The organism is Paracoccus sp. JM45, assembly GCF_003590715.1.
GTDB lineage: Bacteria > Pseudomonadota > Alphaproteobacteria > Rhodobacterales > Rhodobacteraceae > Paracoccus.
This window is the reverse complement of the sequence record NZ_QQVY01000004.1, coordinates 91454-116727: the sequence shown is the minus strand read 5'-3', so window position 1 is coordinate 116727 and position 25274 is coordinate 91454. Positions and strand designations below refer to the sequence as shown.

23 protein-coding genes and 1 other annotated feature are annotated in these 25274 nt (G+C 59.3%); of the genes, 14 read left to right on the top strand and 9 right to left on the bottom strand.

Translation table 11 applies throughout. The annotated features are described in order from the left end of the window. The first annotated feature begins 7 nt into the window (after positions 1–7). The 8 genes from DWB67_RS08025 to DWB67_RS07990 all read left to right on the top strand — a co-directional run bounded on the left by DWB67_RS08025 (position 8) and on the right by DWB67_RS07990 (position 9326). Entirely contained in the window at positions 8–3397 is a 3390-nt protein-coding gene (locus DWB67_RS08025) for an indolepyruvate ferredoxin oxidoreductase family protein (protein WP_119807018.1), read from the top strand. A 68-nt stretch (positions 3398–3465) separates the two neighbouring features. Continuing rightward, positions 3466–4278 carry a glutamate racemase gene (locus DWB67_RS08020; protein ID WP_119807017.1) on the top strand — a complete coding sequence of 271 codons (813 nt, stop codon included), beginning with the start codon at positions 3466–3468 and terminating at the stop codon, positions 4276–4278. A gap of 23 nt (positions 4279–4301) precedes the next feature. After that, positions 4302–4748, top strand: a complete 447-nt coding sequence (ccmE, locus tag DWB67_RS08015) for a cytochrome c maturation protein CcmE (protein WP_119807212.1) — start codon at positions 4302–4304, stop codon at positions 4746–4748. Positions 4749–4841: 93 nt separating this feature from the next. Continuing rightward, the gene (locus DWB67_RS08010; protein WP_119807016.1) at positions 4842–5453 is read left to right on the top strand and encodes a holin-associated N-acetylmuramidase; all 612 of its coding nucleotides are present in this window, start codon (positions 4842–4844) and stop codon (positions 5451–5453) included. Then, complete coding sequence (locus tag DWB67_RS08005) at positions 5444–5959, top strand: holin family protein (RefSeq protein WP_119807015.1); 516 nt, start codon at positions 5444–5446, stop codon at positions 5957–5959. The genes DWB67_RS08010 and DWB67_RS08005 overlap by 10 nt, the downstream gene beginning before the upstream one ends. Before the next feature lie 101 nt (positions 5960–6060). Then, entirely contained in the window at positions 6061–8025 is a 1965-nt protein-coding gene (locus tag DWB67_RS08000; protein WP_119807014.1) for a heme lyase CcmF/NrfE family subunit, read from the top strand. After that, complete coding sequence (locus tag DWB67_RS07995) at positions 8022–8492, top strand: cytochrome c-type biogenesis protein (RefSeq protein ID WP_119807013.1); 471 nt, start codon at positions 8022–8024, stop codon at positions 8490–8492. The genes DWB67_RS08000 and DWB67_RS07995 overlap by 4 nt, the downstream gene beginning before the upstream one ends. A 63-nt stretch (positions 8493–8555) precedes the next feature. Further along, entirely contained in the window at positions 8556–9326 is a 771-nt protein-coding gene (locus DWB67_RS07990; RefSeq protein ID WP_119807012.1) for an enoyl-CoA hydratase-related protein, read from the top strand. On the opposite strand, the gene DWB67_RS07985 is transcribed toward DWB67_RS07990, so the two are convergent. From DWB67_RS07985 to DWB67_RS07975, 3 genes are all read right to left on the bottom strand, one after another. After that, positions 9327–10001, bottom strand: coding sequence for an NUDIX domain-containing protein (locus DWB67_RS07985; protein ID WP_119807011.1), 675 nt, complete (start codon positions 9999–10001; stop codon positions 9327–9329). After that, positions 9998–10396, bottom strand: coding sequence for a DUF983 domain-containing protein (locus DWB67_RS07980; protein WP_119807010.1), 399 nt, complete (start codon positions 10394–10396; stop codon positions 9998–10000). The genes DWB67_RS07985 and DWB67_RS07980 overlap by 4 nt, the downstream gene beginning before the upstream one ends. 81 nt (positions 10397–10477) lie before the next feature. Beyond that, positions 10478–11866: a diguanylate cyclase gene (locus DWB67_RS07975; protein ID WP_119807009.1), complete on the bottom strand. Its 1389-nt coding sequence runs from the start codon at positions 11864–11866 to the stop codon at positions 10478–10480. 109 nt (positions 11867–11975) lie between these two features. Here DWB67_RS07975 and DWB67_RS07970 point away from each other — a divergent pair, with 109 nt between their 5' ends. Genes DWB67_RS07970 through DWB67_RS07960 form a run of 3 tightly spaced genes read left to right on the top strand, consistent with a single transcriptional unit; the run spans position 11976 to position 13862 of the window. Beyond that, positions 11976–12266 (top strand): DUF3572 family protein, encoded by a 291-nt coding sequence (locus DWB67_RS07970; RefSeq protein ID WP_119807008.1) that lies wholly within the window; start codon positions 11976–11978, stop codon positions 12264–12266. Positions 12267–12325: 59 nt separating this feature from the next. Then, a complete protein-coding gene (locus DWB67_RS07965; RefSeq protein WP_119807007.1) occupies positions 12326–12877 on the top strand; it encodes a heme NO-binding domain-containing protein in 552 nt (183 codons plus the stop codon). Between the two features lie 4 nt (positions 12878–12881). Beyond that, complete coding sequence (locus DWB67_RS07960) at positions 12882–13862, top strand: GGDEF domain-containing protein (RefSeq protein ID WP_119807006.1); 981 nt, start codon at positions 12882–12884, stop codon at positions 13860–13862. Positions 13863–13909: 47 nt separating this feature from the next. On the opposite strand, the gene DWB67_RS07955 is transcribed toward DWB67_RS07960, so the two are convergent. The 3 genes from DWB67_RS07955 to trpS all read right to left on the bottom strand — a co-directional run bounded on the left by DWB67_RS07955 (position 13910) and on the right by trpS (position 17563). Next, complete coding sequence (locus DWB67_RS07955; RefSeq protein ID WP_119807005.1) at positions 13910–14767, bottom strand: universal stress protein; 858 nt, start codon at positions 14765–14767, stop codon at positions 13910–13912. 14 nt (positions 14768–14781) lie between these two features. After that, complete coding sequence (locus tag DWB67_RS07950; RefSeq protein WP_119807004.1) at positions 14782–16278, bottom strand: SulP family inorganic anion transporter; 1497 nt, start codon at positions 16276–16278, stop codon at positions 14782–14784. A 66-nt stretch (positions 16279–16344) separates the two neighbouring features. After that, positions 16345–16400: a sequence feature (sul1 is cis-regulatory element that is thought to sense ions involved in sulfur or methionine metabolism; They are found in Alphaproteobacteria), on the bottom strand. A gap of 128 nt (positions 16401–16528) precedes the next feature. Then, positions 16529–17563, bottom strand: coding sequence for a tryptophan--tRNA ligase (trpS, locus tag DWB67_RS07945; protein ID WP_182911525.1), 1035 nt, complete (start codon positions 17561–17563; stop codon positions 16529–16531). A gap of 76 nt (positions 17564–17639) precedes the next feature. Here trpS and DWB67_RS07940 point away from each other — a divergent pair, with 76 nt between their 5' ends. Next, positions 17640–18341: a rhomboid family intramembrane serine protease gene (locus DWB67_RS07940; protein WP_119807210.1), complete on the top strand. Its 702-nt coding sequence runs from the start codon at positions 17640–17642 to the stop codon at positions 18339–18341. Here the strand turns inward: DWB67_RS07940 and murJ are convergent. From murJ to DWB67_RS07925, 3 genes are read right to left on the bottom strand one after another with little or no spacing between them, the layout of a single operon-like run. Then, positions 18332–19867 carry a murein biosynthesis integral membrane protein MurJ gene (murJ, locus tag DWB67_RS07935; RefSeq protein WP_119807003.1) on the bottom strand — a complete coding sequence of 512 codons (1536 nt, stop codon included), beginning with the start codon at positions 19865–19867 and terminating at the stop codon, positions 18332–18334. The genes DWB67_RS07940 and murJ overlap by 10 nt on opposite strands. Before the next feature lie 2 nt (positions 19868–19869). Continuing rightward, positions 19870–22629, bottom strand: a complete 2760-nt coding sequence (locus DWB67_RS07930) for a [protein-PII] uridylyltransferase (RefSeq protein WP_119807209.1) — start codon at positions 22627–22629, stop codon at positions 19870–19872. A 36-nt stretch (positions 22630–22665) separates the two neighbouring features. Next, complete coding sequence (locus tag DWB67_RS07925) at positions 22666–23874, bottom strand: penicillin-binding protein activator (RefSeq protein WP_119807002.1); 1209 nt, start codon at positions 23872–23874, stop codon at positions 22666–22668. Positions 23875–23982: 108 nt separating this feature from the next. Between DWB67_RS07925 and rsmI the strand changes: the two genes are divergently transcribed. Together rsmI and DWB67_RS07915 are read left to right on the top strand one after the other, a co-directional pair. Continuing rightward, positions 23983–24891 (top strand): 16S rRNA (cytidine(1402)-2'-O)-methyltransferase, encoded by a 909-nt coding sequence (gene rsmI, locus DWB67_RS07920; RefSeq protein WP_119807001.1) that lies wholly within the window; start codon positions 23983–23985, stop codon positions 24889–24891. Further along, positions 24892–25257: a YraN family protein gene (locus DWB67_RS07915; RefSeq protein ID WP_119807000.1), complete on the top strand. Its 366-nt coding sequence runs from the start codon at positions 24892–24894 to the stop codon at positions 25255–25257. The last annotated feature ends 17 nt before the right edge of the window (positions 25258–25274 follow it).

The following is a 25274-nucleotide window of genomic DNA, read 5'->3' as shown; positions in this document are numbered from 1 at the left end:
AGGCAGGATGAGCAAGCATGAATTTTCGCTAGCAGACCGGCTGGATTTATCAAAGCAGCATGTTTTGTTGAACGGAACGCAGGCATTGGTTCGCTTGATGCTGATGCAATCGGCACGCGACAAACTTGCGGGTCTGGACACGGCGGGGTTGGTCACAGGGTATCGCGGGTCGCCGTTGGGGGCGGTGGACCTGCAGATGATGCGCGAAACAAAGCGTCTGGCCGAGGCGCAGGTCCTGTTCCAGCCCGGTCTGAACGAGGATCTTGCGGCAACGGCTATCTGGGGCAGCCAACAGGCCGAACTGCGCGGCGAGGGCCGCCATGACGGTGTATTTGCGTTATGGTACGGCAAAGGGCCCGGTGTGGACCGCACGGGCGATGTGATGAAACACGCCAATATGGCCGGATCGTCGCGGCATGGCGGCGTCGTGATGGCGATGGGCGATGACCACACGGGCGAAAGCTCGACCGTGCTGCATCAGTCGGATTGGGCGATGATCGACGCCTATATGCCAGTGCTGTCGCCTGCCGGTGTGCAGGAAATCATGGACTATGGCCTATATGGTTTTGCGCTGTCACGGTTTGCCGGTGTCTGGGCGGGTCTGAAGACAATGAAAGACACGGTCGAGGCGACAGCCGTCGTTAATGGCGACCCGCACCGTCTGAACTTTGTGACGCCCGATTTCCTGATGCCCGAGGGCGGGTTGAATATACGCCTTGGCGACACCCCTGTGGCGCAAGAAGCGCGGATGATCGACCACAAACGTTGGGCGGCCGAGGCATTTTCGCGTGCCAACCGCATTGACCGTCAGGTTTGGGGCAAGCCGGGTGCCAAGATCGGTTTTGTCGCCGCGGGCAAGAACTGGCTGGACCTGATCCACGCGCTGTCACTGCTGGGCATTGATGAGGCCGAGGCGGACCGGCTTGGCATCACCACCTATAAGGTCGGGCAGACATGGCCGCTGGACATCAAATCCATTCAGGAATGGTCCGAAAATCTGGAGCTGGTCATTTGCGTCGAAGAAAAGCGCAAACTGATCGAGGTCCAGCTTAAAGAAGCGATCTTTGACAACCGTCATGGCCGTCGCGTCCACGGCTGGAAGCATGATCGCACCAAGGAAGAGCTGTTCCCGACCCGCTATGCGCTGGATCCGGTGATGATCGCGCAGAAGATCGGCGGCATCCTGATCGAGGAGGGGCGTGGCACCGACCGCATCCGTTCCGGCCTAGACCGCTTGAACGAGGTGCGCCTCAACGACAATGCCCCCGAAATCGCCACACGCACGCCGTGGTTCTGTTCGGGATGCCCGCACAACAGCTCGACCAAAATTCCCGAGGGAAGCCGCGCTTATGCGGGGATCGGCTGCCACTATATGGTCCAATGGATGGGCCGCGACACCGAAGGCTTTACCCATATGGGTGGCGAAGGCGCGAACTGGATCGGCGAAGCGCCTTTCAGCACCAGAAATCATGTTTTTCAGAACCTTGGCGACGGAACCTATAATCATTCGGGGATCTTGGCCATCCGCGCGGCGTTGGCTGCGGGGACGAATATCACCTTCAAGATCCTCTATAACGATGCCGTCGCGATGACCGGCGGCCAGCCGAACGAAGGCGGGCTGTCCGCGCCGCAGATCGCGCGTGAACTGGTGGCGATGGGGGTCGATCCGCTGGTTGTCGTCTATGACGAAAAAGAGGATGTCGATCGCGACCAGTTCCCCAAAGGTTTGCGGTTCGAGGAACGTGCCGAAATGATGGCCGTCCAGCGCGGCTTGGAAACGGCAAAAGGCGTCAGTGCCATCCTCTATATCCAGACCTGCGCTGCAGAAAAACGCCGTCGTCGGAAAAAAGGCCATTTCCCTGATCCGGATCGCCGTCTTTGGATCAATCCCGAGGTTTGCGAGGGCTGCGGCGATTGCTCGGTCCAGTCGAACTGCGTGTCGATTGTGCCCTTGGAAACCGAATTGGGACGCAAGCGTCAGATCGACCAATCCAGCTGCAACAAGGATTACAGCTGTGCGCAGGGCTTCTGTCCCAGCTTTGTATCCGTTCGAGGCGGCAAGTTGCGTAAGCCGAAAGCCGAGACTTTCGATCTGCCCGATCTGCCGATGCCCGTCCTGCCGGTGATCAATGGTACCCATAACCTTGTGATCACAGGTGTTGGCGGCACGGGCGTCGTAACTATCGGCGCGGTTCTGGCGCAGGCTGCCCATATCGATGGAAAAGGGGCCGGCATGATGGAAATGGCCGGGCTGGCCCAGAAGGGCGGCGCGGTGCATATCCATTTGCGTCTGGCCGAAAAGCCTGAAGATATCAGCGCCATTCGTGTCGCCGTGGGCGAGGCTGATTGTGTCATTGGCGGTGATCTGGTTGTGACCGCAGGGTCGAAAACCATTGGCCTGATGACCCAAGGGCGCACGGGTGCGGTGGTCAATGACCATGAAATCATCACCGGCGATTTTACCCGTTTTCGCGATTTTCAGGTGCCTTCGGACCGGTTGCGCGTGTCGCTTGAGGCGCGGTTGCAGGATAAGGTCACATTTTTTGACGCCAATGATCTGGCGCTGCGGATGTTGGGGGATTCGATCTATTCCAACATGCTGGTGTTCGGGGCTTGCTGGCAGCGCGGTCTGATCCCGTTGCCGTTAGAAGCGATCATGGAGGCGATCCGTCTGAACGGTGCCAAGGTCGACGAAAACCAGCGCGCCTTTCAGATTGGTCGTTGGGCGATGGCCTTTCCGGAACAGACAGGAAAGCCCGCGCCGGTTACCCAACTGCCTGCCGATCCGGTGGCGATACGCGCCGAACGGTTGGTTGCATATCAGGGTAAGCGTTTGTCGAAACGCTTTGCGAATCTTGTCAATTCCGCACCGGAACCGATGCGCGAAAGCGTCGCAGAGGGTTACTATAAGCTTCTGGCATATAAAGATGAATACGAGGTTGCGCGTCTGCATCTGACCAGCGCCGAACAAGTGGCTGCAAAATGGGAAGGGGATGTAACGCTGTCCCTGCATCTGGCACCGCCCATGTTGACGGGTAAGGATGCCAACGGGCGACCAAGAAAGCGCGAATTCGGGCCGTGGATCCTGAAAGCCTTCAAGGTAATGGCTGCGATGAAGGGACTGCGCGGCACGCCGCTGGACCCTTTTGGATACTCCGCTGAACGCAAACGTGAACGTGCCATGATCCGCGAATATGAAGCCGATATGGCCGAGGTTATTGGCGCGGTCACCGATGCGACAATGCCCGTGGCCATTGAACTGGCGCAATTGCCGCTGTCGGTACGCGGCTATGGTCCGGTCAAGGATCAGGCGGCTGATGTAGCGGCTGAGCGCCGGTTAGACCTGCTTGAACAATTCCGCAGCGGTTACGCACCTTTCCGTGAAGCTGCTGAATGATCTGAAGCATTTTCAAATCCTTCGTGTCGCCCTATGAAGGGCGGCACGCGATACACGGGGGGCAGGTGATGGCGGTCGGAGTTTTCGATTCAGGTCTTGGCGGACTGACGGTGCATCAGGCAATTGCGGCACGTTTGCCCGATCTGCCCTTGGTCTATCTGGGCGACAACGCCCATGCGCCTTACGGGGTGCGGACGCATGGCGATATCTATGATCTGACGCGCGCGGGTGTGGAACGCCTGTGGTCCGAAGGTTGTGATCTGGTCATTCTGGCGTGCAACACCGCCAGCGCCGCCGCACTGCGCCGGATGCAGGAAACATGGCTGCCTGACGACAAGCGCGTGCTTGGCGTCTTCGTCCCCATGATCGAGGCTTTGACCGAACGCAACTGGGGCGACAATTCGCCGCCCCGTCGCGTCGCCGTCAACAATGTCGCCCTATTCGCAACCCCCGCCACAGTCGCCAGCCGTGCGTTCCAGCGCGAGCTGTCATTCCGTGCGGTCGGTGTCGACGTCGAGGCACAGCCCTGTGGTGGTGTTGTCGATGCCATTGAAATGGGTGACGAAATTCTGGCAGAGGCCTTGGTTCACAGCCATGTCGAAGCCTTGCTGCGTCGCATGCCCCACCCCGAGGCTGCTATTCTTGGCTGCACGCATTACCCCTTGGTTCAAAGCGCGTTCCAAACTGCGCTTGGCGATGGCGTCAAGGTTTACAGCCAAGCAGGGCTGGTGGCCGAAAGCCTTGCCGACTATCTGGAACGCAGACCCCAGTTCATCGGGTCCGGTCAGGTATCAAAATATCTGACAACGGGCGATCCGGTGCGCGTTTCGGGCAAGGCAACGCAATTCCTGCGCCGTTCGATCCAGTTCGAGGCGGCCTGAGGGGACAGATACCGATGGCTGGCATGAAGTCACTGAAGAAACAGCGCCGCATTCAGGTGGTTGCAGCAGCTGCCGTGGCATTGGTCATCGCTGTCGCGCTGATCGGGTACGGGTTCAGTGACGGGATCAACCTTTATCGGTCGCCCACGCAGGTCAGCGAAGCCGCGCCGCAACCGGATGAATTTTTCCAGCTTGGTGGTTTGGTCAAGGACGGTTCGATGGTCATGGGGACGGGTGTCGCCTTTGATTTTGTCATCACGGATGGCGTCGCCGATATCCCCGTCAGCTATATCGGCAAGGACCCCAAGCCCGATCTATTTAACGAAGGCCAGGGCACGATTGCAAAGGGCTGGTATCGCAATGGCAGGTTCGAGGCGCGCGAATTGCTGGCCAAGCACGACGAAACCTATATGCCACGAGAGGTGATCGACACGCTGAAAGCCTCAGGTCAGTATAAGCCTGACAGCTGATGCAACGCGCGGTTGGTTAACCCAAGGTTAACCGAGCACGCCCAGCTTCCCGTATCGGGGCGGCATCTGCCTGCTGCCCGAAACGGGGGTATCATGCAAAGCGTCGAACAAATTGCACAGCAGATCGTCATGCGTGAAGGGGGTTATGTTAATGATCCCGATGATCCGGGCGGGGCGACCAACTTCGGTGTGACCATCGGCACAATGAAAACGCTTGGCCTTGATTTGAACAAGGACGGACGGGTGGATGCCGCAGATGTGCGGGCGCTAACCCGCGCACAAGCCGAACAGATTTTTGTCGAGCATTATTTTCGTAAACCTCGTCTGGCCGAACTGCCGCAAAGCGTTCAGGCAAGTGTCTTTGATATGTATGTCAACGCAGGCGCGAATGCGGTGACAATCCTGCAAAAGCTGGTGACGCGTATGGGGTTTGCAACCTCGGCTGACGGGGCGGTGGGGCCGAACACGATTGCCGCAGTCCGACAGGCCGATGCGGCAGCGCCTTCGCATTTTATGGATGCTTACGGGATTGCACGGCGCAATTATTACTATGCGCTGGCCGACCAACGTCCCACCAGCCGCAAATACGCACGCACGAATGCCGGTGGAAAAGGCGGATGGATCACCCGCGCCGAGGAATTCATCAACCCGCGCTATCATCTGTCGCAGGCCGAGCATCGTGAGAGGACCGCAAAATGGGCGTGATCGACAGATTTATCGGCGTTGCGCCCACGGTCACGGCACTGGGCAGTGCCGCATCCGGCATGGCCGAGATTTTCACCCAGAATGCCACCCGCAAGATGGAGCTGAACGAAGAAGCCTATGCCCGCGCGATGTCCCAATACGGACAGGAATTCATCGCGGCACCACGCGGCTGGTTCGATGGCTTTGTTAACGGATTGAACCGAATGCCCCGACCATTGCTGGCGCTTGGGACGATGGCGCTGTTCATCTATGCCATGATCGATCCGGCGGCATTCAGCCTGCGGATGCAGGGGTTGCAGCTGGTGCCGGAACCCTTGTGGTGGTTGCTGGGGGCCATTGTCGGCTTTTACTTCGGCGCGCGCGAGGCGCATCATTTCCGCGACCGCGTCTGGCCCAGCCAACCCGTTGCCGAAGCCGTCACAGTTGCTGCCGCAGTTGCCGTGCCAAGCGAAGATTTCGCAGATAACGCCGCTTTGCGGGACTGGGCGGCCACGCTGCGCGAATAGGCCGCGGCATCGACACATAAAACTGACCTGCAAAGACGAAGGGGGGACTTTTCCCGCCTTCGTCACATGCCTATGCTGCGACCAACAAAGGATATTCCCTGATGATCGCAGAACTTGGCCATTTCGCCCTGATATTGGCCTTCATGGTCTCACTCTACCAGATGACGGTGCCGATGGTCGGGGCGTCGAAGGGGTGGCATGGCTGGATGGATAGCGCGCGGCCAGCGGCGCTGGCCCAGCTGATCCTGATGGCCATCAGCTTCGGCGCACTGACGATTGCCTTCGTCACCTCGGATTTTTCGGTCCTGCTGGTTTATGAAAATTCGCATACGACGAAGCCTATGCTGTATAAAATCAGTGGCGTCTGGGGCAACCATGAAGGATCGATGCTGCTGTGGGTGACAATTCTGGCATTGTTCGGTGCAGCAGCGGCGATGTTTGGCGGCAACCTGCCACCCAGCCTGCGGGCAAGGGTGCTTGCGGTTCAGGCGTCGATCAGTGCGGCCTTCTATGCGTTTATAATTTTCACCTCCAACCCGTTCTGGAGGCTGGGAAATCCGCCGTTTGACGGTCAGGATCTGAACCCGTTGTTGCAAGACCCGGGTTTGGCTTTCCACCCGCCGTTCCTTTATCTTGGATATGTCGGCCTTTCGATGGCTTTCAGCTTTGCCGTGGCCGCGTTGATCGAAGGACGCGTCGATGCTGCGTGGGCACGCTGGGTGCGCCCGTGGACATTGGCTGCATGGGTCTTTCTGACCATCGGCATCGCACTTGGATCATGGTGGGCCTATTACGAACTCGGCTGGGGCGGCTACTGGTTCTGGGACCCCGTCGAAAACGCCAGCTTTATGCCATGGTTGCTGGCCGCGGCGCTGGTCCATTCCGCCGTTGTTGTCGAAAAGCGCGAGTCGCTGAAAAGCTGGACGATCCTGTTGGCGATCATGGCCTTCGGGTTTTCGCTGATCGGGACGTTTATTGTGCGTTCGGGCGTTATCACTTCGGTCCACAGCTTTGCGAACGACCCTGAACGTGGCGTATTTATTCTTGGAATTCTGGCGTTCTTTGTCGGGGGGGCGTTAACGCTGTATGCCGCCCGCGCATCGGTGATGACCGCCAAGGGCGTCTTTGCGCCAGTGTCCCGCGAGGGCGCATTGGTTCTGAACAACATCCTTTTGGCAGTCTCGGCTTTTGTCGTGTTCATCGGCACCATCTGGCCCTTGGTGGCCGAGATGGTCTGGGGCCGTGTCCTGTCCGTTGGGCCGCCGTTCTTTGATCAGGCATTTACGCCCTTTATGATCGTACTGGCGCTTGTCTTGCCGATCGGATCGATCATTCCATGGAAACGGGCAAATCTGCGCCGGTCCCTTCGCCCGTTGCGCGGGGCTTTGGTGCTGGCCGTTGCGGTGATGGTGCTGGTCTTTGCTGTTTCGACTGGCCATTCGGCGCTGGCGATCATTGGAACCGGGCTGGGGTCGTGGCTGATTTTTGGCGCGATGGCTGATCTTTGGTCACGGACCGGCAATTCGGGTGCGTCGCGACTGCTGCGGTTGCCGCGCGCGGATTGGGGAAAGGCCATTGCCCACGCGGGCCTTGGCGTCACTTTCATCGCCGTTTCACTGATTCAGGCATGGCAGGTCGAGGATATTCGCGTTGCCCAAGTGGGTGAGACATTCCCCGTTGGCAACTATGAATTGCAGCTGACGTCGGTCGAACGCCATGACGGTCCGAACTATCTGGCCCAACGTGCCACGATCAATGCCACCCGCGACGGCAAGACTGTTGCTGTGCTGCATCCGGAAAAGCGGGTTTATCCCGTGCAAAGTATGCCAACGACCGAAGCGGCCATCGATTATGGTTTCCTGCGCGACCTTTATGTGGTGATCGGTGACGAACAGCCCGCAGGGGGGTGGGCCGTCCGGACCTATATCAAGCCATTCGCCAACTGGATCTGGGGTGGTGCATTGTTGATGGCCCTTGGCGGGTTCATCAGCCTGACCGACCGTCGCTATCGCGTCGCAGCAGGTGCGAAAAAGGCCGTCTCTGGTAAAGCAGTGCCAGCAGAATGAACGTATTGCTTCGCCTTCTGGCCCTGCTGACCCTTCTGTCCGGACCGGTTTTGGCCGTCCAACCAGACGAAATCTTGCCTGATGCAGGCTTGGAAGCCCGCGCCCGCAGTCTGTCGCAAAAGCTGCGCTGTCCGGTCTGTCAGGGTGAGAATATCGACGATTCCAACGCCGCAATCAGCCGCGATTTGCGGCTTTATGTGCGCGAACGGTTGGTGGCGGGTGATAGCGACGCCGAGGTTATGGACAATGTCGTTGATCGTTTCGGCGAATTCGTCCTGTTCGAACCTCGCGCCACAGGCAGCAACCTGATCCTATGGTTGGCTGGCCCCTTGATGGCGCTGATCGGAGCTTTGTTTGGCTGGCGTTTCCTGCGCACCCGAAACATTGCCCCGCCCGAAGTGTCCGAGTTGACGCCTGAAGAACGCAGACGTCTGGATGAAATCATGCGACCCCGTTGCGAGGACTGACGCAGGGTCGCCCTTTCGCCACCAGCTTATTCCTGCATGATCCCGTTAAAACGGGAGAGAGTTATGGGCTTCGAGACGATTGATTTCGAAATTGCAGACGGGGTGGCGACCCTGACATTGAACCGTCCTGCGGTCATGAACGCGCTGAACCGGCAGATGCGCGCCGAAATAACCAAAGCACTTAGCACTTTGCCTTCCGGGGTGCGCTGTGTCGTCCTGACAGGTGCCGGTCGTGGTTTTTGTTCGGGACAGGATCTGACAGATGGCAGCGCCGCTGCAAATCTTGAAGCGACACTGCGCGATGAATACGAACCGATGTTGCGCGCTGTAACCCAATGCGAGGTTCCTGTCATTGCAGCGGTGAACGGTGTGGCGGCCGGTGCGGGTGCAAACCTTGCTTTGGCTGCCGACGTTGTTATTGCCACGCAAAGCGCAAGCTTCATTCAGGCGTTCACACGGATCGGCCTGATCCCCGATGCGGGCGGAACGTGGATTATTCCGCGCAGTATCGGCCTGGCCCGTGCAATGGGGATGATGCTATTTGCAGAACCGGTCACTGCCGATCAGGCACAGGAATGGGGCATGATCTGGCAATCGGTCCCCGACACAGAGTTTCAGAACGCAGTCAAAGCCCGCGCTGCCGCATTGGCAAAGGGCCCGACACAGGCCTATCGTGCGATCCGCGAGGCTTTGGCCGCCTCTTCCGCAAACGACCTTGACGCACAATTGCAGCTTGAGGCCCGCTTGCAGGGGCAGGCAGGACGCAGCGCGGACTTCATCGAGGGTGTGACTGCATTCCTGCAAAAACGCCCCGCTGCCTTCACCGGTCGCTGATCAGGCAATCTGGCAAAAGCGCGGCACGTCGGTCCTGTTATCAAAGAACGGGACCGTCGTCGGGCAGGGGATCGCCACATCATAGGGCAGGTTATCGACCAACTGCGTCAGTTCGGCCAAGGCAACCTCTGTGATGAAGGGCAGGTCCAGTTGCCCCGCCTGATCCAATGGAACCCAGTGCAGATGCGAAAGCTCGTCGCAGGCGCGGCTAAAATCATCAGGATCGCCGGTGATGCGGGTGGTATCTGCGACGAAAAAATATGCGTCAAAGCGTCTGGGGCGACCGGGCGGCGTGATGGCGCGGAACAGATAGGTCAAGGCCGAGGCGTCGGGTGCTAGCCCCGCCTCGGCATAGCCCGGCCACGGGCAATCACCTGACCGGCCAATCAAAAGGCCCGTTTCTTCCGCAAGTTCCCGCAAGGCAGCGGCGGCAATTGTATTGGGACGGGTCGAATGGCCCTGCCGCGGTTCCGCCAGCAGACGGCTGTAGCATTGGGGCGCCAATTGTCCGGACAGGGCGATCGAGGCATCCTCGGGATCGACAGCACCGCCGGGAAACACGAATTTCGATGGCATGAAGACCGCATTCGCACCCCGCATCCCCATCAGAACCGAGCTTTTATCGGCATCCCGTCGCAGCATAATAATTGTGGCGGCGTCGCGTATCGGGATCATGCGTTGATACCATCCGCCCGCTGTTCGAACCCGTGCATCCTGCGGGCCCATTGAAACCCGACCATCGCGCCCTTGATCACCGGCAGCAGCAGCAGTGACAGCACAATCGCACCAAAACTGAACGACAGCAGCAGCGTCATCGCACTTGGACGATATGCCACGAAGCAAGCCAGAAGCAATGGCGCACCCAGATGCGATACCAGTAGAATTGTCAGATAGGCAGGCCCGTCATCGGCGCGCTGATGGTGCAGGGCTTCGTTGCAATTGGGGCAATGATCGTTGACCTTCAGGTATTTACTAAACAACTTGCCTTCACCGCATGCAGGGCAGCGCAGCATGGCCCCACGCAGCATAGCAGGCTTGGTCGGACGTTCGATGCTGGTTTCATGGGTCATACGACTGCTCCTTGCAAGGTCGGGATTGCGTCGCCCGATCACGTCAATCTAGGCAATCGACCAAGGCATTGAAAGTGCCGCCTAGACCATAGTCTCGGCACGCGAACATATGACGCGGTTGCGGCCCGCTGCTTTGGCCGCCAGCAGCGCCTGATCGGCACGTTCCAGCGTCATACGCGCAACCTGATCCGGCCAGCCATCGCATTGCAAAGGTGCAACCGTTGCAACACCGATTGATGCGGTCACGCAGATTTCGCCGCCTTTGACATGGGGCAGCGTAACGGGGCGCGATTGGATAACGTGAAGCAGCGTATTGGCCGTCTTCGCAGCTCTTGTATCGCAACAGTTTGGCAGAACACCAAGGAATTCCTCGCCGCCCATGCGGGCTGCAAAGCCGGTTGATCCAAGCGTATCACGCAGCCGACCGGCTATATCGGTCAGGACAGCATCGCCGGCCCCGTGACCATAATTGTCATTCACCCTTTTAAAATGGTCCAGATCAATCGCGATTACTGCAAAGCCCTGATTGCCCAGAAGCGCCTCACGCGTAATTTCGGACAGTTTGGGAATGGCATAGCGCCGGTTATAAAGTCCGGTCAGAGGGTCGGTCATGGCCCAGACCATATTTCGCTGTGCTTCGGCGCGGCGCTGGTCACTGCGGGTCTTGCGCGACAATAACATCTGCAATGACATAGCGACCGCGCCCGCTCCATCATCCCCGCCCAGATCGACTGGTACCACATCACCCGCGCCCAGATCCAAGGCGAAGGCTGCCATTTCTTCGGCATTCTCGGCGATGGCAATGACAAAGCCTGCATCGCGCGATCCTTGGCGCGACCGTAATTCCGACAGCAGCCGCAATCCGTCGCCATTGCCACGAATATCGGCCGCAATCAGATAGACATCGGCGTTCCGTCCGGCGGTTGCTGCGCCCAAAGCCTCATCCGGGTCCATCACCTCGAAACGGCAGTTTGTCCGTGTCGCAAGCAATTTGCGCCACTTTTGCGCCCGTAGCGCATTGTCCGCAATCAGGGCAATCAGCGGGCGTGCCACGTGGGAAAACGTTGCCTGAGCCTCGGCCATACCGAACTCTGCAGGGCGGCAGGGTTCGGCGTCACGCAGGATGCCGCGGACACGGGCCATCAGCATATGATCCTCGACCTCGGGGGGGAGGGTTGCTGTGGCACCGGCCTTTAACGCGGCAAGGCGTTGTGCTGGTGGAACAAGCATGACCACCGGAATATTCGACGTCCGCGCATCCTGCGCCAGTGCCGTCCCGATCTGGATCGCCGAACTGTCGCCCGCACTGCTGCCAAGGATAATTAGCCCGGGGCGCTGCTGGTCAACCAGCTGGAAAATTTCGTCAAGGCAACTGGCAGCCACCACATCATAGCAGACCGACGCCAGCCGGACTTTCAATGTGATGCGGGCAGTTGCCACGGCATCAGCAACAAGGATACGAGTCGTCATCTACCCATCCGGAAAGTCTAGATTTCAGAACTTCATTGTCGTCTTAAATGTTTAACAAACTGTTTCGGATTGGGTATCGGAAAAGTTTTTTAAATGAAGGATCAAGCTGATGGCCATTTCATCCGAACGCGCCCATGAACTTGCCACGGAAATCCTGCTGGCCCTTGCCGAACGCCCCGAGGAGTTAACCTCGTTTTTAGGATCAAGCGGCCTTTTGCCTGCCGATTTGCGCCAGATTTCGGAACGGCCCGATATCGCGGTGTTCATGCTGGATTTCGTAGTCGAAAACGATGAACGGGTTCACGAATTCGCCCATGCCCTGCAGCTGCGTCCTCAGGATATCATGGCGGCGCGCACGGCATTGGTGGGGCCTGGCAACTATGGCTGGGAAAGCGACTGATTCCCGTTTCCGATTTCTTTACCGCCGCAAGTTAGCCTGATCGCGAATCGAGGTGCGGCATGAATTCTTTGATAAATCGCGGGATCGAGGAGTTTCTTCGAACCACCTATGGGGACACGCTGGTACAGGCGGTGGCGCAGGACACGCATTCCCATTCAGGAATGGTTGCACCCTTAGGGGCGGGCTTCGGTCTTTCGGCTCTGCATCGTGCAGCCATGCGCCTGTGCAAGCCGTTCACAGAACTGGTCGAGGATATGGGTGCCTGGATGACCCGCATCGAACCCGTGCGGCGGCTGTTGCGGTTTTCGGGGCGGGATTTCAAGGATTTCCTGTTGAGATTGGAGGAATTGCCCGGTCGCGCGCATCTTGTCCTGCCAAGTCTGCAACTGCCCCGCCTGCAGATCGACGCGGTCGACGATTCGGTCTGGGTCAAAATGCTGGACCCAGATGACCACTGGCGGTTTGTTCTGGTGGGACTAATTCGCGGGATGGCCGATGATTATGGCGCGCTCTGTCTGATATCGACAGTCGACCAACTGATCCGCATTGATATCTGGGACGAAAAATTCTCGGAGGGGCGGATGTTCACCCTGTATAATACAGCGGGGTGATGGCATGACAAATCAGGCGATCCTCTGCGAGGTGGCATTGGCGAAACTACTGCCGATGCATCTTTTCCTGACCGATCAGGGCCGCATTCTGTCGATCGGACCAACCTTGTCCAAATTGCTGCCAATGCTTTCTAATGGGCTGCATGGTGTTCTGGCAAACGCCCGCGCAGGTCAGAAACCCGAACCGCTAGAGGCTATTCGTAAGGCTGTCGATAAACAGACGCGATTGTTTTTGCGGGTCCAGCAAAGCGCCGATCTGGTATTGCGCGGGCATGGCGTTCGTGTCGCACCGGATAGAATGCTGGTCAATCTTGGTTTCGGAATCGGTCTGCACCATGCCGTCCGTATCGCAGATCTGGACGACGCTGATTTCGCCCCCAGCGAACTTGCCATGGAATTGCTGTTCCTGCAGGAAGCAAACCGTGGCGTTCTGACCGAATTGTCACGCTTTAACCAGCAACTTGCATCAGCGCGAGAGGTTGCCTTGCTTGAGGCGCAGACTGATCCGTTGACGGCGCTTGGCAATCGTCGTGCCCTTGAAACGGTATTGGCGCGCGCTTTGCGAAGTGATCTGAAACAACGGCCCTTTGCCCTGATGCATATGGATCTGGATCATTTCAAACAGGTCAATGATCGGTTGGGGCATAAGGCGGGCGACGATCTGTTGCAGGCGGTCGGGCAGGTCTTGCGTAACCACATCCGGCGAGAGGATGTGGCCGCGCGCATCGGTGGTGATGAATTTGTCATGGTGCTTCGGGGAATGACCTGCCAGACGGCGCTTGCCCATCTGGCGGACCGTATCATCTGTGTCATTCAGGATCTTTCACCGCCGGAATTAGGCGATCTGGGCGTGTCAGCAAGCATGGGGATTATCATCTGGACCCATGTCAAAGAAGAAACACCGATGGGCCTATTGGAACTGGCCGATGCCGCGCTGTATCAATCTAAACGCACGGGGCGCGGGCGGGCGACATTCTGGACATAGCGACCACGCGGATGCCGCATCCGACCGGATGCGGCATCAACGCCATTTCAACGAAACAACAGCACCGGCACTTTGCAGGCAATCAGCATCTGCGTTGTTGTCGACCCGATGATCATGCTGCGGATGCGACTGTGGCCATAGGCACCCATGACAAGCAGATCGTAACCTTCGCTTTCGATCTTGGCGCTAAGGGCGGTATCAGCAGCACCTTCCAGCAGTGATGAATATGCGTTCAGGCCTGCCGCGCGCAGCCGCAGCAATGCTTCCTCTAGCGCGGTTTGCGCGTTGTTATTGGCATTGCCGGCCATGGCCAGATCAATGGTCAAATCGGCAAAGATAGGGTTTGCAGCAATATGTTCGACCGCCTTCATCGAGGATGCACCCCCGTCAAAGGCCACCAGCACCTTCCGGATAGGTTTGAACGCACGCGAGGCGACAAGAACCGGTTTGCGCGCTGACCGAACGATGCGTTCCAGATTCGAGCCCAGATGTCCCTTGGCAAAATCCGCCGCAGTGCCACGTTTGCCGATAACGATCATGGCCGTATCGGCAGCCTCATGGCCAACGGTGCGGTCGATCAGGTCGCCTTGTTCCAAACGCGTGGTGACGGTTGTTGCACCGGCACCTTCGGTCAGCTGGCGGGCATCATCCAGAAGCGCGCGACCGGCTTCGTTTGCGATACGCGCGCGCTGGCTGTCCAGCTTGGCCAGTTCGTCCAGCAGGGCGGTGCGGGCACCCAGACGGATGGCGCCAGAAAGATCCTGAGGACCGGCAGCGTCGCGTCGACCCATCACATGCAGCAACTGCACGGGCGCACCCGTCAATTGCGACACCCAGGCAGCGTGTTCGCAGACCGAGGCTGCATAGCCCGATCCGTCGACCAAAGCGATGATATTCTGCGTCATGTCGGTCCCCCCCGTTAATGTGTGCCCAGTTTATCCATCGCGCCGGGTTTGTCATGTATTGCAAGCTTGTCGACAATGGTTTCTGACGCGCGGTTCATGCCCAGCACCTCGACACGGGCACCTTCGCGGCGGAACTTCAGGATCACCATATCCAAAGCCTGCACTGAACTGATGTCCCAGATATGCGCACCGGTGACATCGATGATAACGCAGTCCAATGCCTCGGAAAAGTCGAATGCCGTCGAGAAATCCTCGACCGAGCCATAAAACAGCTGACCTTCGACGACATAGCGACGTTCACGCCCGTCCGCCGAGATGGTCGAGGTCACACCGAACAGCTGTGCGATTTTTGCGGCAAAGAAGATGCCCGACAGCAGCACGCCGACCAGCACGCCAATGGCAAGGTTATGCGTCCAGACGACAGTTGCGACGGTAGCCAGCATGACAATCGAAGACGACCGCGGATGCGTCCGCAGGTTCCCGATCGATGACCAGCTGAACGTCCCGATCGACACCATGATCATGATCGCCACCAGTGCAGGCATCGGAATTCGGCTGACCAGATCACCAAGGCCTACCACAAGGATCAACAGGAAAACACCGGCCACAAAGGACGACAGCCGTCCGCGACCACCGGATTTGACGTTGATCATCGACTGGCCGATCATCGCACAGCCTGCCATGCCGCCGATAAAGCCGGTCGCCGTATTGGCAAGACCCTGACCGATGCATTCCTGATTTCGGTTCGTGCGGGTGTCCGTCAGTTCGTCCACCAGATTTTGCGTCATCAGACTTTCCAGCAGGCCGACGACAGCAACCGCGACGGAATAAGGCAGGATGATCTGCAAAGTTTCGAGGTTGAAGGGCACATCGGGCAGCAGGAAGATCGGCAACGTATCGGGCAGGGCGCCCATATCGCCAACGGTCCGCACATCCCAACCCAATAGCATCGCCAATGCGGTCAGCACGACAATGGTGACCAGCGGCGACGGGATTGCCTTGGTCACATAGGGGAACAGATAGATAATCGCCAGTGCGACCGCGACCAGCACATAGGTGAACCATGTGACGCCCGGTGTAGCGAAATCCAGTTCGGGCAGCTGTGCTAGAAAGATCAGGATCGCCAGCGCGTTCACAAAGCCGGTCATCACCGATTTTGACACATAGCGCATGACAAAGCCCAGCTTGAGCGCTCCGCAACCAATTTGGATCAGGCCGGCCAGAACGGTCGCGGCTAACAGATATTGCAGGCCATGTTCGCTGACCAAGGTCACCATCAACACGGCTGTCGCCGCAGTGGCGGCGGAAATCATCCCGGGGCGACCACCGGTAATGGCAGTGATCACGGCAATGGAAAAGCTGGCATAGAGGCCGACTTTGGGGTCCACGCCCGCAATGATGGAAAAGGCGATGGCTTCGGGGATCAGCGCAAGCGCCACCACAAGGCCCGACAGAATGTCAGGGCGGATATTGCCCAGCCATTCCCGCTTGTATTGTTCAATTGAAAACATGATTCATCCGTTCCTGACCTTGGCGATGCATGCGGCATCGGGTCTAGCATTCGATCTGCAGGTTCGATTTGTCCGGCGGATCGGCGGCCGGAAGAGCCACCCGGATTCTCACCGGGTCCAGTCGTTTGACAGGCTGATAGCCGTAACCACAGCGTGATCGCAAGCCTTAGGGGCGTTTGTGGGCCCTAAAATGGCAAAACCGCCACCCCCTGAGGGATAGCGGTCACATTTTTCAGGCAATCGCGCCGGTTCAGCGGCGGGTGCGCAGCAGGCCCATGATGTCTTTGGTGCGGTCAAGGATCGGCGTGGCGATCGCATCGGCACGTTCCGCACCATCCGCCAGAATCCTGTCGATCTGGGCCGGATCGGACATGAATTCCGACATTTTGCGGGTGATCGGGGCCAAAGCCTCGACCGCGACCTCGGCCAGGGCGGGTTTGAAGGCGCCAAAGCCCTGACCCTCGAACCGTGCCAGAACCTGATCGGGGGTTTCATCGGTCAGGGCGGCATAGATGTTAACCAGATTGCGCGCCTCGGGGCGGTCTTTCAGACCTTCCATCAGGCCGGGCAGGGGCTCTGCATCGGTGCGGGCCTTGCGGATTTTCTGGGCGATGGTGTCGGAATCATCCGTCAGATTGATCCGGCTTGCGTCCGAGGGGTCCGATTTCGACATCTTCTTGCTGCCGTCACGCAGCGACATAACGCGCGTCGCCACGCCTTCGATCAACGGTTCGGTCAGCGGGAAATGTTCCACACCGTAGTCATGGTTGAATTTGGCGGCGACATCACGGGTCAGTTCCAGATGCTGCTTCTGGTCTTCACCTACCGGCACTGCCGTCGCCTGATAGGTCAGAATATCGGCGGCCATCAGCGCGGGATAGGCCAACAGGCCAAGGCTGACGTTTTCGCTGTTCTTGCCGGCCTTATCCTTGAACTGCGTCATCCGGTTCATCCAGCCGACACGTGCGATGGTATTGAACAACCAAGCCATTTCGGCATGGGCGCTGACCTGGCTTTGATTGAACAGGACCGACTGCACCGGATCAACGCCTGATGCCATAAAGGCCGCAGCAGCCTCGCGCGTGCGGGCATGCAGGACCTTGGGGTCTTGCCAGACGGTGATCGCGTGCAAATCAACGATGCAATAGACCGTTTCGGCCTGATCGCCCTGCAGGGCCGCAAAACGCTTGAGCGCGCCCAGATAATTGCCAAGCGTTAATCCGCCCGACGGCTGGATCCCCGAAAAGATACGCGGGCGGAAGGTGCTGTTGATGGGTTCGGACATGACCGGCCTGCCTTGGAATTTCTTGCTGGCTGGCTTAGCGGTTGGTGGCAACTTCCGCAACCGTCAAGGAACCGCCATGCGACAAGGCCTAACCGAATCCCCGCTGAACCCTTTGCCGCCGGTTATCTGGTTGCTGACCCTGCCTGTCATCGCCTCCGAGGCGCTGTTTATGCTGGGCCGTTCCGGTCTGGTCGGCGGTGCCGAAGGCGTGGGGCTGCGGCTGAACGCAATCCGCATGACCGCGCTGCCGCCTGAACTGTTGCAACGCGTCTGGACCTTTGGTGCATTCGATGTCGACCAGATGTATCGGGCGTTGTCCTTCAGCTTTATCCATACATCCCTGACACATGCGCTGTTTGTCGTGGTCTTTACGCTGGCGCTTGGCAATCTGGTCGCGCAGCAGTTTCGCCCGCTGGCGGTGCTGACGCTTTTCTTCGGGTCGGCCATTGGCGGCGCGATTATCTATGCCGCCGTCTTGCAGATTATCGGGGCACGGCCTTCCTTGCTGATCGGTGGCTATCCGGCGGTTTACGGGCTGGTCGGCGCATTCACCTTTCTGCTGTGGACCAAGCTGGCGGCGGTAAACGCCAACCGCCTGCGGGCCTTCAGCCTGATCGGCATGCTGCTGGCGTTCCAATTCGTCTTCGGCATGCTGTTTGGTGGCGCAGGCACCGGTTGGATCGCCGAGATTGGCGGGTTTGCCACCGGTTTCGCGCTCAGTTTCCTGCTGGTTGATGGCGGTATCCGCCGCACGCTGACGCAATTGCGTCAGCGCTGACCACGGCGGGTTGCGGCCTTCAGTTCCGACAGGCGATAGGCCCCTGTGACGAACGCCAGCGTGAAATAGATCGCCGCCCCGCCAAAGACCAGAACAGCAAGGCCGACCCCCTTGCTGGCATCCGCCGCATAAAGCCAGTTTCGCAGCCCCCACAATGCAGCCGCCATCAATGCCGAGGCGGCAAGAATGCGCGGGAAGGCACGGCGCAAGCGGGCATCGGCGCGCGCTGCCTGACCCATGGCCCGTGTGCCCATCCACAGCTGGACAACCATGATCCATGCCGCGATCGTGGTGCCAAGCGCCGCCGCCAGAAAGCCAAGAAACGGCATCAGGCTGAAGGCCGCAACAGCGTTTACCACCATTGAAATGACCGCAAAGCGCAGCGGGGTGCGCGTATCCTCACGCGCGAAGTACAGCGGTTGCAGGATTTTTTGCAGCACGAATGCCGGCAGACCAATGGCATAGACGACCAGCGCCGCCGCCGTCTGCTGCGTGTCGAATGCCGAAAACGCCCCGCGTTCGAACAGGGTCGACACCATCGGCTGCGCGATCACGGCAATCGCAAATGCAGCGGGCAGGGTCAGGAACAGGCCGAATTCGGTTGCGCGGGAATAGGCCGATTGGCCGCCCGCATGGTCACCCGCACGGATACGCCGCGCCAGTTCGGGCAGCAAAACAACCGCCACTGCCGCCCCGACGACGCCGAGCGGTAATTGATACAGCCGGTCGGAATAGGACAGCCAGCCGATTGCACCGTCAAAGCGCGATCCGACCTGACGACCGACCAAAAGATTGATCTGCACGACACCGCCCGCAAAAGCAGCGGGCAGGGCGACGGCGATCAGTCGGCGCATGTCCGGCGTCAGACGGGGCATGCGGGGCCGGAAGGTCCAGCCTGTGCGATGTGCATCCCACCAGACAAGTGCAAGCTGGGCGATACCGGTGACCGGCGTGGCCCAAGCCAGCGTCAGCCCCAGATCCCAGCCTTGCCACCGGCCAAGCGCCATCGCCACGATGAACAGCAGGTTCAGCAGCACAGGGGCCGCCGCTGCCGCCGTAAAGCGACCATTGGCATTCAGCACCCCCGATATCATCGAGGCCATCGAAATCAGCAGGATATAGGGGAAAGTGATCCGTCCGTATTCGACCGCCAGATCGAAACGTTCATCCCCGACAAAGCCCGATGCCATCAGCCAGACCAGACCCGGCATGGCGATCATCGCCACCGCTGACAGGACCATGACGGTCGCCAGCAGACCCGAAAAGGCCTCGGAGGCGAAACGTTGCGCGTCCTTGGGATCTTCGAGTTTTTTCGAGAACATGGGCACGAAGGCGGTGTTGAACGCGCCTTCCGCGAAAAACCGGCGGAACATATTGGGCAGGGACAAGGCGATCAAGAACGCCTCGGCCACTGGCCCTGTTCCCAGCCATGCGGCCATCAGGATGTCCCGCACAAAGCCCGAAGCGCGCGAAATCAGCGTCCAGCTTCCGACTGCAAGGAAGCCACGCACAAGTCCGGATTTCATAGTTATTCTGCCTCTGCCCGTTTCACGCCGTCGGCGATCGCCGTCCGCAGTTTCTTTTCCAACGCTTCCCGTTTTGAATCGCTGTGGAGTTTCAGTCCGAACATGTCTTTGACATAGAAACTGTCAACGACCTGCGCACCGAATGTGGCGATGACCGCGCTGACGATCTGAATATGGCTTGCTGCCAATGTCCGTGTCAGATCGTAGAGCAGGCCGGGCCTGTCGCGGGTGTCCACCTCGACGATGGTATAGATATCGCTGCCTTCGTTGTCGAAGGTGATATGCGTCGGGAACTTGAATTCCCGATTGCGCTTTTTCGGCTTGTCGCGGCTGGCAAATGCCTCGCGTGCGACGATTTCCCCGCTGAGGGTGCGGGTGATGGTCTGGCGCAGTTTCGGCAGACGGTCTTCGGCAAAGGGGTGCCCTTCGGCGTCCTGTATCCAGAAAACTGCCGTCGCATAGCCGTCCCGCGTCGTATAGGTCCGCGCATCGACGACATTCGCCCCCGTCAGCGTCAACGCACCCGCAAGGCGCGAGAAAATCCCCGGATGATCGGACAGCACAAAGGCCGTGCGGGTGGCGTCACGGTCGGCATCCGCGCGCAGGTCGATACGGATTTCATCGGGGCCGATCCCACGAAGAAGTTCGGCAAAGATGGCATGGGACTGGGTCGGCAGACCCGGCCAATAGGCGTCATAATGGCGGGAAATTTCAGCACGGATTGCCTTGGCCTCCCACCCTTTGGCGACCAGCATGTGGCGCAGGGACCGTTTTGCCTCGGTCTGGCGCTTGTCGCGGTTCAGTTCCTCCAGCCCGTTTTCAAGGGCGGCGGCGGTTTCCTGATGCAGTGTCCGCAGCAGCGCGGCTTTCCAGTTGTTCCATGTGCCCGGGCCCACACCGCGGATGTCGCAAACCGTCAGGACAAGCAGCTTGTCCAGACGCTTGCGGGTTTTGACCGCCTTGGCGAAATCGCGCAACGTGCGCGGGTCCGAAATGTCGCGCTTTTGTGCCACATCGGACATTAGCAGGTGATTGCGGACCAGCCATTCGACGGTATCCACATCTTCCTGACTGAACCCGAAACGGGTGGCGATGCGCCGCGCGATGCGAGCGCCAAGGATCGAGTGATCCTCTCGGCGACCCTTACCGATGTCATGCAGCAATGTCGCCAGATAGATGACGCGCCGGTTCACGCCCGCTTTGATGATTTCGCTGGAAAGCGGCAGATCCTCGGGATGTTCGCCACGTTCGATTTCGGCAAGCGCGGCGATGCACTGGATCGAATGTTCGTCCACCGTGAAATGGTGATAGACGTTGAACTGCATCATGGCCACGACCGGTTCGAATTCCGGAATGAACGCAGCCAGCACGCCCAATTCGTTCATCCGGCGCAGGGCACGTTCGGGGTTTCCATGCTTAAGTAGCATGTCCATGAAAATCCGGATTGCCTCGGGGTCGGATTGGACCTTTTCGTCGAACAGGTCCAGATTTGCGGTGACAAGCCGCATGGCATCAGGGTGGATCAAGACGCCTGTTCGCAAGGATTCCTCGAACAGGCGCAGGATGTTCAGAGGATCGGCCAGAAAGGCGGTTTCCGTTTCATAGGTCAAGCGGCCCTGCTGGTCGATAAATCCCGGGCGCATCTTGCGGCGGCGGCGGAACAGGCGGCCAAGAAAGGGGGCGGTGCGGACGTGGCGTGTTTCCAGTTCGGTCAGGAAAACACGGGTCAATTCACCCACGCGGGTCGCATGGCGGAAATAATCCTGCATGAAATATTCGACGCCCCGCCGCGCCGAGGTGTCGTTATAGCCCATGCGGCGCGCCACCTCGACCTGCATGTCGAATGACAGCACATCGACAGGGCGTCCCGCGATCAGATGCAGATGGCTGCGGACGGCCCATAAAAAATCCTCGGCCTGCCAGAAGGCCAGATGTTCATCACGCGCAAAGACGCCCATATCGACCAGCTCGACCGCGCGGTCGACGCGGTGGATATATTTGGCGATCCAGTAAAGTGTCTGAAGGTCGCGCAGGCCGCCCTTACCCTCTTTGACATTAGGTTCCAGAACATAGCGCTGCCCCCCTTGACGGGCATGGCGGGCCGAGCGTTCGTCCAGCTTGGCCTCGATGAATTCGGGCACGGTGCGGTCGAATAATTCGTCCCAAAGACGGTGGCGCAATTCTTCGGCCAAAGGCGCGTGGCCGGTTACCAGCCGGTGTTCGACCAGCGATGTGCGAATGACCATATCGGCTTCGCCCAGACGCAGGCAGTCATCGACGCTGCGGATCGAATGGCCGATCTTCAGTTTCAGATCCCACATCATATACAGCATCGACTCAACGACGCTTTCCGCCCAAGGGGTAATCTTCCAAGGCGTCAGGAACAGCAAGTCGACATCGGATGCAGGGGCCATTTCCGCACGGCCATAGCCGCCGACAGCCAGTACGGCCAGACGTTCGCCATCGGACGGGGAATACTGGGGGTGCAGTTTTGTGACCGCCACATGATGGATGGCGGTCACGATTTCATCGGTCAGATAGGCAATGGCACGGACGGTTTCACGGGCTGCGCGGGGATGGGTGGCAAAGGCTGCCGTGATCTTTTCCATCTGGTCGACACGGGCCTGCGCCAGCATCGCCACGGTCTGGCTGCGGATCTGCTTGGGTTCGGTCGTTTCTGCCAGATGGGCGTCCAGCGCCCGCAGCAGCTCCTCTCCGTCACGATGGAATTGCGCCCCGGGTTCCGAGGCGCTCTCTGTCATGCCAATGCTTGCCATCTTGTCCTGTGCCGTTCCGGATTACGACCCGAAGCCGCGGGTGGTGCGCGGTGCAGGGTCCAGAATAACCAGCTTTTTGTCACGGATTGTGGCAACTGCAAGGCTGCGCTGCGTTGTTCCGTCACGCTTCAGCTGGAAAACGCCCGCCACGCCTGCAAAACCGGCACGTTGGGTCAGACCGGTGGTGGTCACGGCATTGCGTTTGCCGGCCCGCGCAAGGGACGCGATGGCGGCAACACCGTCATAGGACAGTGATGCCAGCTGATGGGGCGCTTCGCCATAGGTCTGTGCATAGCGTGTCTCGAACTGGCGCTGCAGACCTTGGTCGGGAATGGCAAACCATCCTTCGGCCAGCTGCGGCATGCCAAGACGATCACCGGGCTGGTCCCAGCGGGTCAGGCCCATCATCTGCGATACGGGCGAACGCACGCCCGCTTTGGCAAGGTTTTCGGTCAGATAGGGCAGAACAGCCTGATTGTTCGCGGTCATAAAGATCGAATCCACCTGACCCGATTTTGCTGCCTCGGCGATGCGGGGGGTGGCGGCATCAATGCCCGACACCGAAACAGGGTGATCGACGCGCCCCGCAAGACGGGCACCGTTGCGCGCGATCGCGGTTTCAATGGCCCGTCCGCCCAACTGTCCTGCAACATCGCTTTCTGCGACGACCAGAACATTGCGCTTGCCCTGTTTCACACCGTATCGGACCAGACGGTCGGCGATGTTGTCAAAGCTGTTGCCAAGCGTAAAGACGTTACCGCCCGCGACCTGCGTGTTGTTGGAAAATGTCAGTACGTTGATATTGCGCGGCAACATGGCGTGGCCAACGGCATTCGCGCTTTCGGCAAACAGCGGGCCCAGAATGATTTGTGCACCTGCATCAGCAGCAGCATTGGCTTGGGCCACTGCCTGATCTGCCGATCCTGCAGTGTCATAGATGCGCAGGTCGATATTGGCACCCTGCGCGTCGGCAGCTGCCATCTTGGCCGAGTTTTTAAGGCTGCGTGCCAGCCACTCCAGATCGTCGGACTGCGTGCCACCGGGCACCAGCAGGGCGACGCGGACCGGCTGTGCGGGGTCGATCAGCTGTCCGATTTCGGGACCGGTTGCCTGTTGCGTCATGCCGGCGGGATCGCATGCGGCAAGAAACAGCGCCGAGATCACGGCAGTCGTTCGGGTCACGGCCCGGCGCAGGCCCTGCGCGGGCCGGGTTGTGGCGGATGCAAACATGTGAAACTTCCCTGACAAGTAAGACTAAGCGCGCTTATTGTCGCAGACTATGACGTGTACCCGTGATTGGCAATCGATCCGCCCCTTGGCGCGGAACAGGAGGCTTTGATGAACGCCCGTAACGACCGCCCCGAGGCCGAGCCCGCCCGCCGCCTGACTGCCCATGTCGAGGCCCCGCGCCTTGAGGGTGGTCTCTATCTAGTGGCAACGCCCATCGGGGCCGCCCGTGATATCACCCTGCGGGCGCTGGATGTGCTGAACAGCGCAGATATGTTGGCCGCCGAGGATACGCGCGTTTTACGCCATTTGATGGACATTCACGGCATTCCGCTGCGTGGTCGGCGCGTGCTGCCCTATCACGACCATAACGGCAATCGCGCACGTCCGGCGTTGCTGGCGGCATTGGCCGAAGGGGCCAGCGTGGCCTATTGTTCGGATGCGGGTACACCGCTGATTGCCGATCCCGGATACCGACTTGCGCTGGATGCCGCCGAGGCTGGCGCCCGCGTGAATGCCCTTCCGGGACCTTCGGCATCATTGGTCGCGCTGTCGCTGTCGGGTCTGCCAAGCGACCGCTTTATGTTCTTGGGCTTTCCACCTTCGACGGCGACTGCCCGCCAGACGTTTCTGAAAACATGGACGGCGGTTGATTCGACGCTGATCCTCTATGAAAGTCCGCGCCGCGTGAACCGGACGCTGACCGATCTGGCGGCCATCGATCCGAATCGCATGACCGTGATCGCCCGCGAACTGACCAAGAAATTCGAGGAGGTGATCCGCGGCACCGCTGCCGAACTGGCCGCCGATCCGCGGATGTCCACCCTGAAGGGCGAGGTGGTGATGGTGCTGGATCGCCCTTCGGCGGTCGAGGTGGACGATGAAAAGCTTTGCAAGATGCTGGAACATTACATGGCGCTGATGTCGGTCAAGGATGCCGCCAAAGAGGCATCGCAGCAATTGGGCCTGCCAAAGCGCGATGTCTATCAACGCGCGCTGGAACTGGCGGATAAGAAATAGATGCGCCAGCAGCGCGGTAAGATTGCATCGCTGACGGGGCGGATGGCCGAAGAAAACGTCACCCGTGTGTATCAGTCGCACGGTGCCACCCTGTTGGAGACCCGTTGGCGCGGCAAGGCAGGTGAAATTGACCTGATCCTGCGTGATGGCGATGAACTGGTCTTTGTCGAGGTCAAGGCATCGACCACCCATGCCGCCGCCGCCCAGCGTTTGCTGCCCGCACAGATGCGCCGCATCATGCAGGCGGCATGTGAATATTGCGCGGTGACGGGGCTGGGACAGGATGTTGCGATGCGCTTTGATGCGGCACTTGTCGACGAACTGGGCCGCGTCGACTTGATCCCGAACGCCTTCGACGCCACCTAAGACCCCCTTAGGCTTGC

Coding starts and splice junctions, on each gene's coding strand:
- DWB67_RS08025 (WP_119807018.1), top strand. CDS start 8: ATGAGCAAGCATGAATTTTCGCTAGCAGACCGGCTGGATTTATCAAAG.
- DWB67_RS08020 (WP_119807017.1), top strand. CDS start 3,466: ATGGCGGTCGGAGTTTTCGATTCAGGTCTTGGCGGACTGACGGTGCAT.
- ccmE (WP_119807212.1), top strand. CDS start 4,302: ATGAAGTCACTGAAGAAACAGCGCCGCATTCAGGTGGTTGCAGCAGCT.
- DWB67_RS08010 (WP_119807016.1), top strand. CDS start 4,842: ATGCAAAGCGTCGAACAAATTGCACAGCAGATCGTCATGCGTGAAGGG.
- DWB67_RS08005 (WP_119807015.1), top strand. CDS start 5,444: ATGGGCGTGATCGACAGATTTATCGGCGTTGCGCCCACGGTCACGGCA.
- DWB67_RS08000 (WP_119807014.1), top strand. CDS start 6,061: ATGATCGCAGAACTTGGCCATTTCGCCCTGATATTGGCCTTCATGGTC.
- DWB67_RS07995 (WP_119807013.1), top strand. CDS start 8,022: ATGAACGTATTGCTTCGCCTTCTGGCCCTGCTGACCCTTCTGTCCGGA.
- DWB67_RS07990 (WP_119807012.1), top strand. CDS start 8,556: ATGGGCTTCGAGACGATTGATTTCGAAATTGCAGACGGGGTGGCGACC.
- DWB67_RS07985 (WP_119807011.1), bottom strand. CDS start 10,001: ATGATCCCGATACGCGACGCCGCCACAATTATTATGCTGCGACGGGAT.
- DWB67_RS07980 (WP_119807010.1), bottom strand. CDS start 10,396: ATGACCCATGAAACCAGCATCGAACGTCCGACCAAGCCTGCTATGCTG.
- DWB67_RS07975 (WP_119807009.1), bottom strand. CDS start 11,866: ATGACGACTCGTATCCTTGTTGCTGATGCCGTGGCAACTGCCCGCATC.
- DWB67_RS07970 (WP_119807008.1), top strand. CDS start 11,976: ATGGCCATTTCATCCGAACGCGCCCATGAACTTGCCACGGAAATCCTG.
- DWB67_RS07965 (WP_119807007.1), top strand. CDS start 12,326: ATGAATTCTTTGATAAATCGCGGGATCGAGGAGTTTCTTCGAACCACC.
- DWB67_RS07960 (WP_119807006.1), top strand. CDS start 12,882: ATGACAAATCAGGCGATCCTCTGCGAGGTGGCATTGGCGAAACTACTG.
- DWB67_RS07955 (WP_119807005.1), bottom strand. CDS start 14,767: ATGACGCAGAATATCATCGCTTTGGTCGACGGATCGGGCTATGCAGCC.
- DWB67_RS07950 (WP_119807004.1), bottom strand. CDS start 16,278: ATGTTTTCAATTGAACAATACAAGCGGGAATGGCTGGGCAATATCCGC.
- trpS (WP_182911525.1), bottom strand. CDS start 17,563: ATGTCCGAACCCATCAACAGCACCTTCCGCCCGCGTATCTTTTCGGGG.
- DWB67_RS07940 (WP_119807210.1), top strand. CDS start 17,640: ATGCGACAAGGCCTAACCGAATCCCCGCTGAACCCTTTGCCGCCGGTT.
- murJ (WP_119807003.1), bottom strand. CDS start 19,867: ATGAAATCCGGACTTGTGCGTGGCTTCCTTGCAGTCGGAAGCTGGACG.
- DWB67_RS07930 (WP_119807209.1), bottom strand. CDS start 22,629: ATGACAGAGAGCGCCTCGGAACCCGGGGCGCAATTCCATCGTGACGGA.
- DWB67_RS07925 (WP_119807002.1), bottom strand. CDS start 23,874: ATGTTTGCATCCGCCACAACCCGGCCCGCGCAGGGCCTGCGCCGGGCC.
- rsmI (WP_119807001.1), top strand. CDS start 23,983: ATGAACGCCCGTAACGACCGCCCCGAGGCCGAGCCCGCCCGCCGCCTG.
- DWB67_RS07915 (WP_119807000.1), top strand. CDS start 24,892: ATGCGCCAGCAGCGCGGTAAGATTGCATCGCTGACGGGGCGGATGGCC.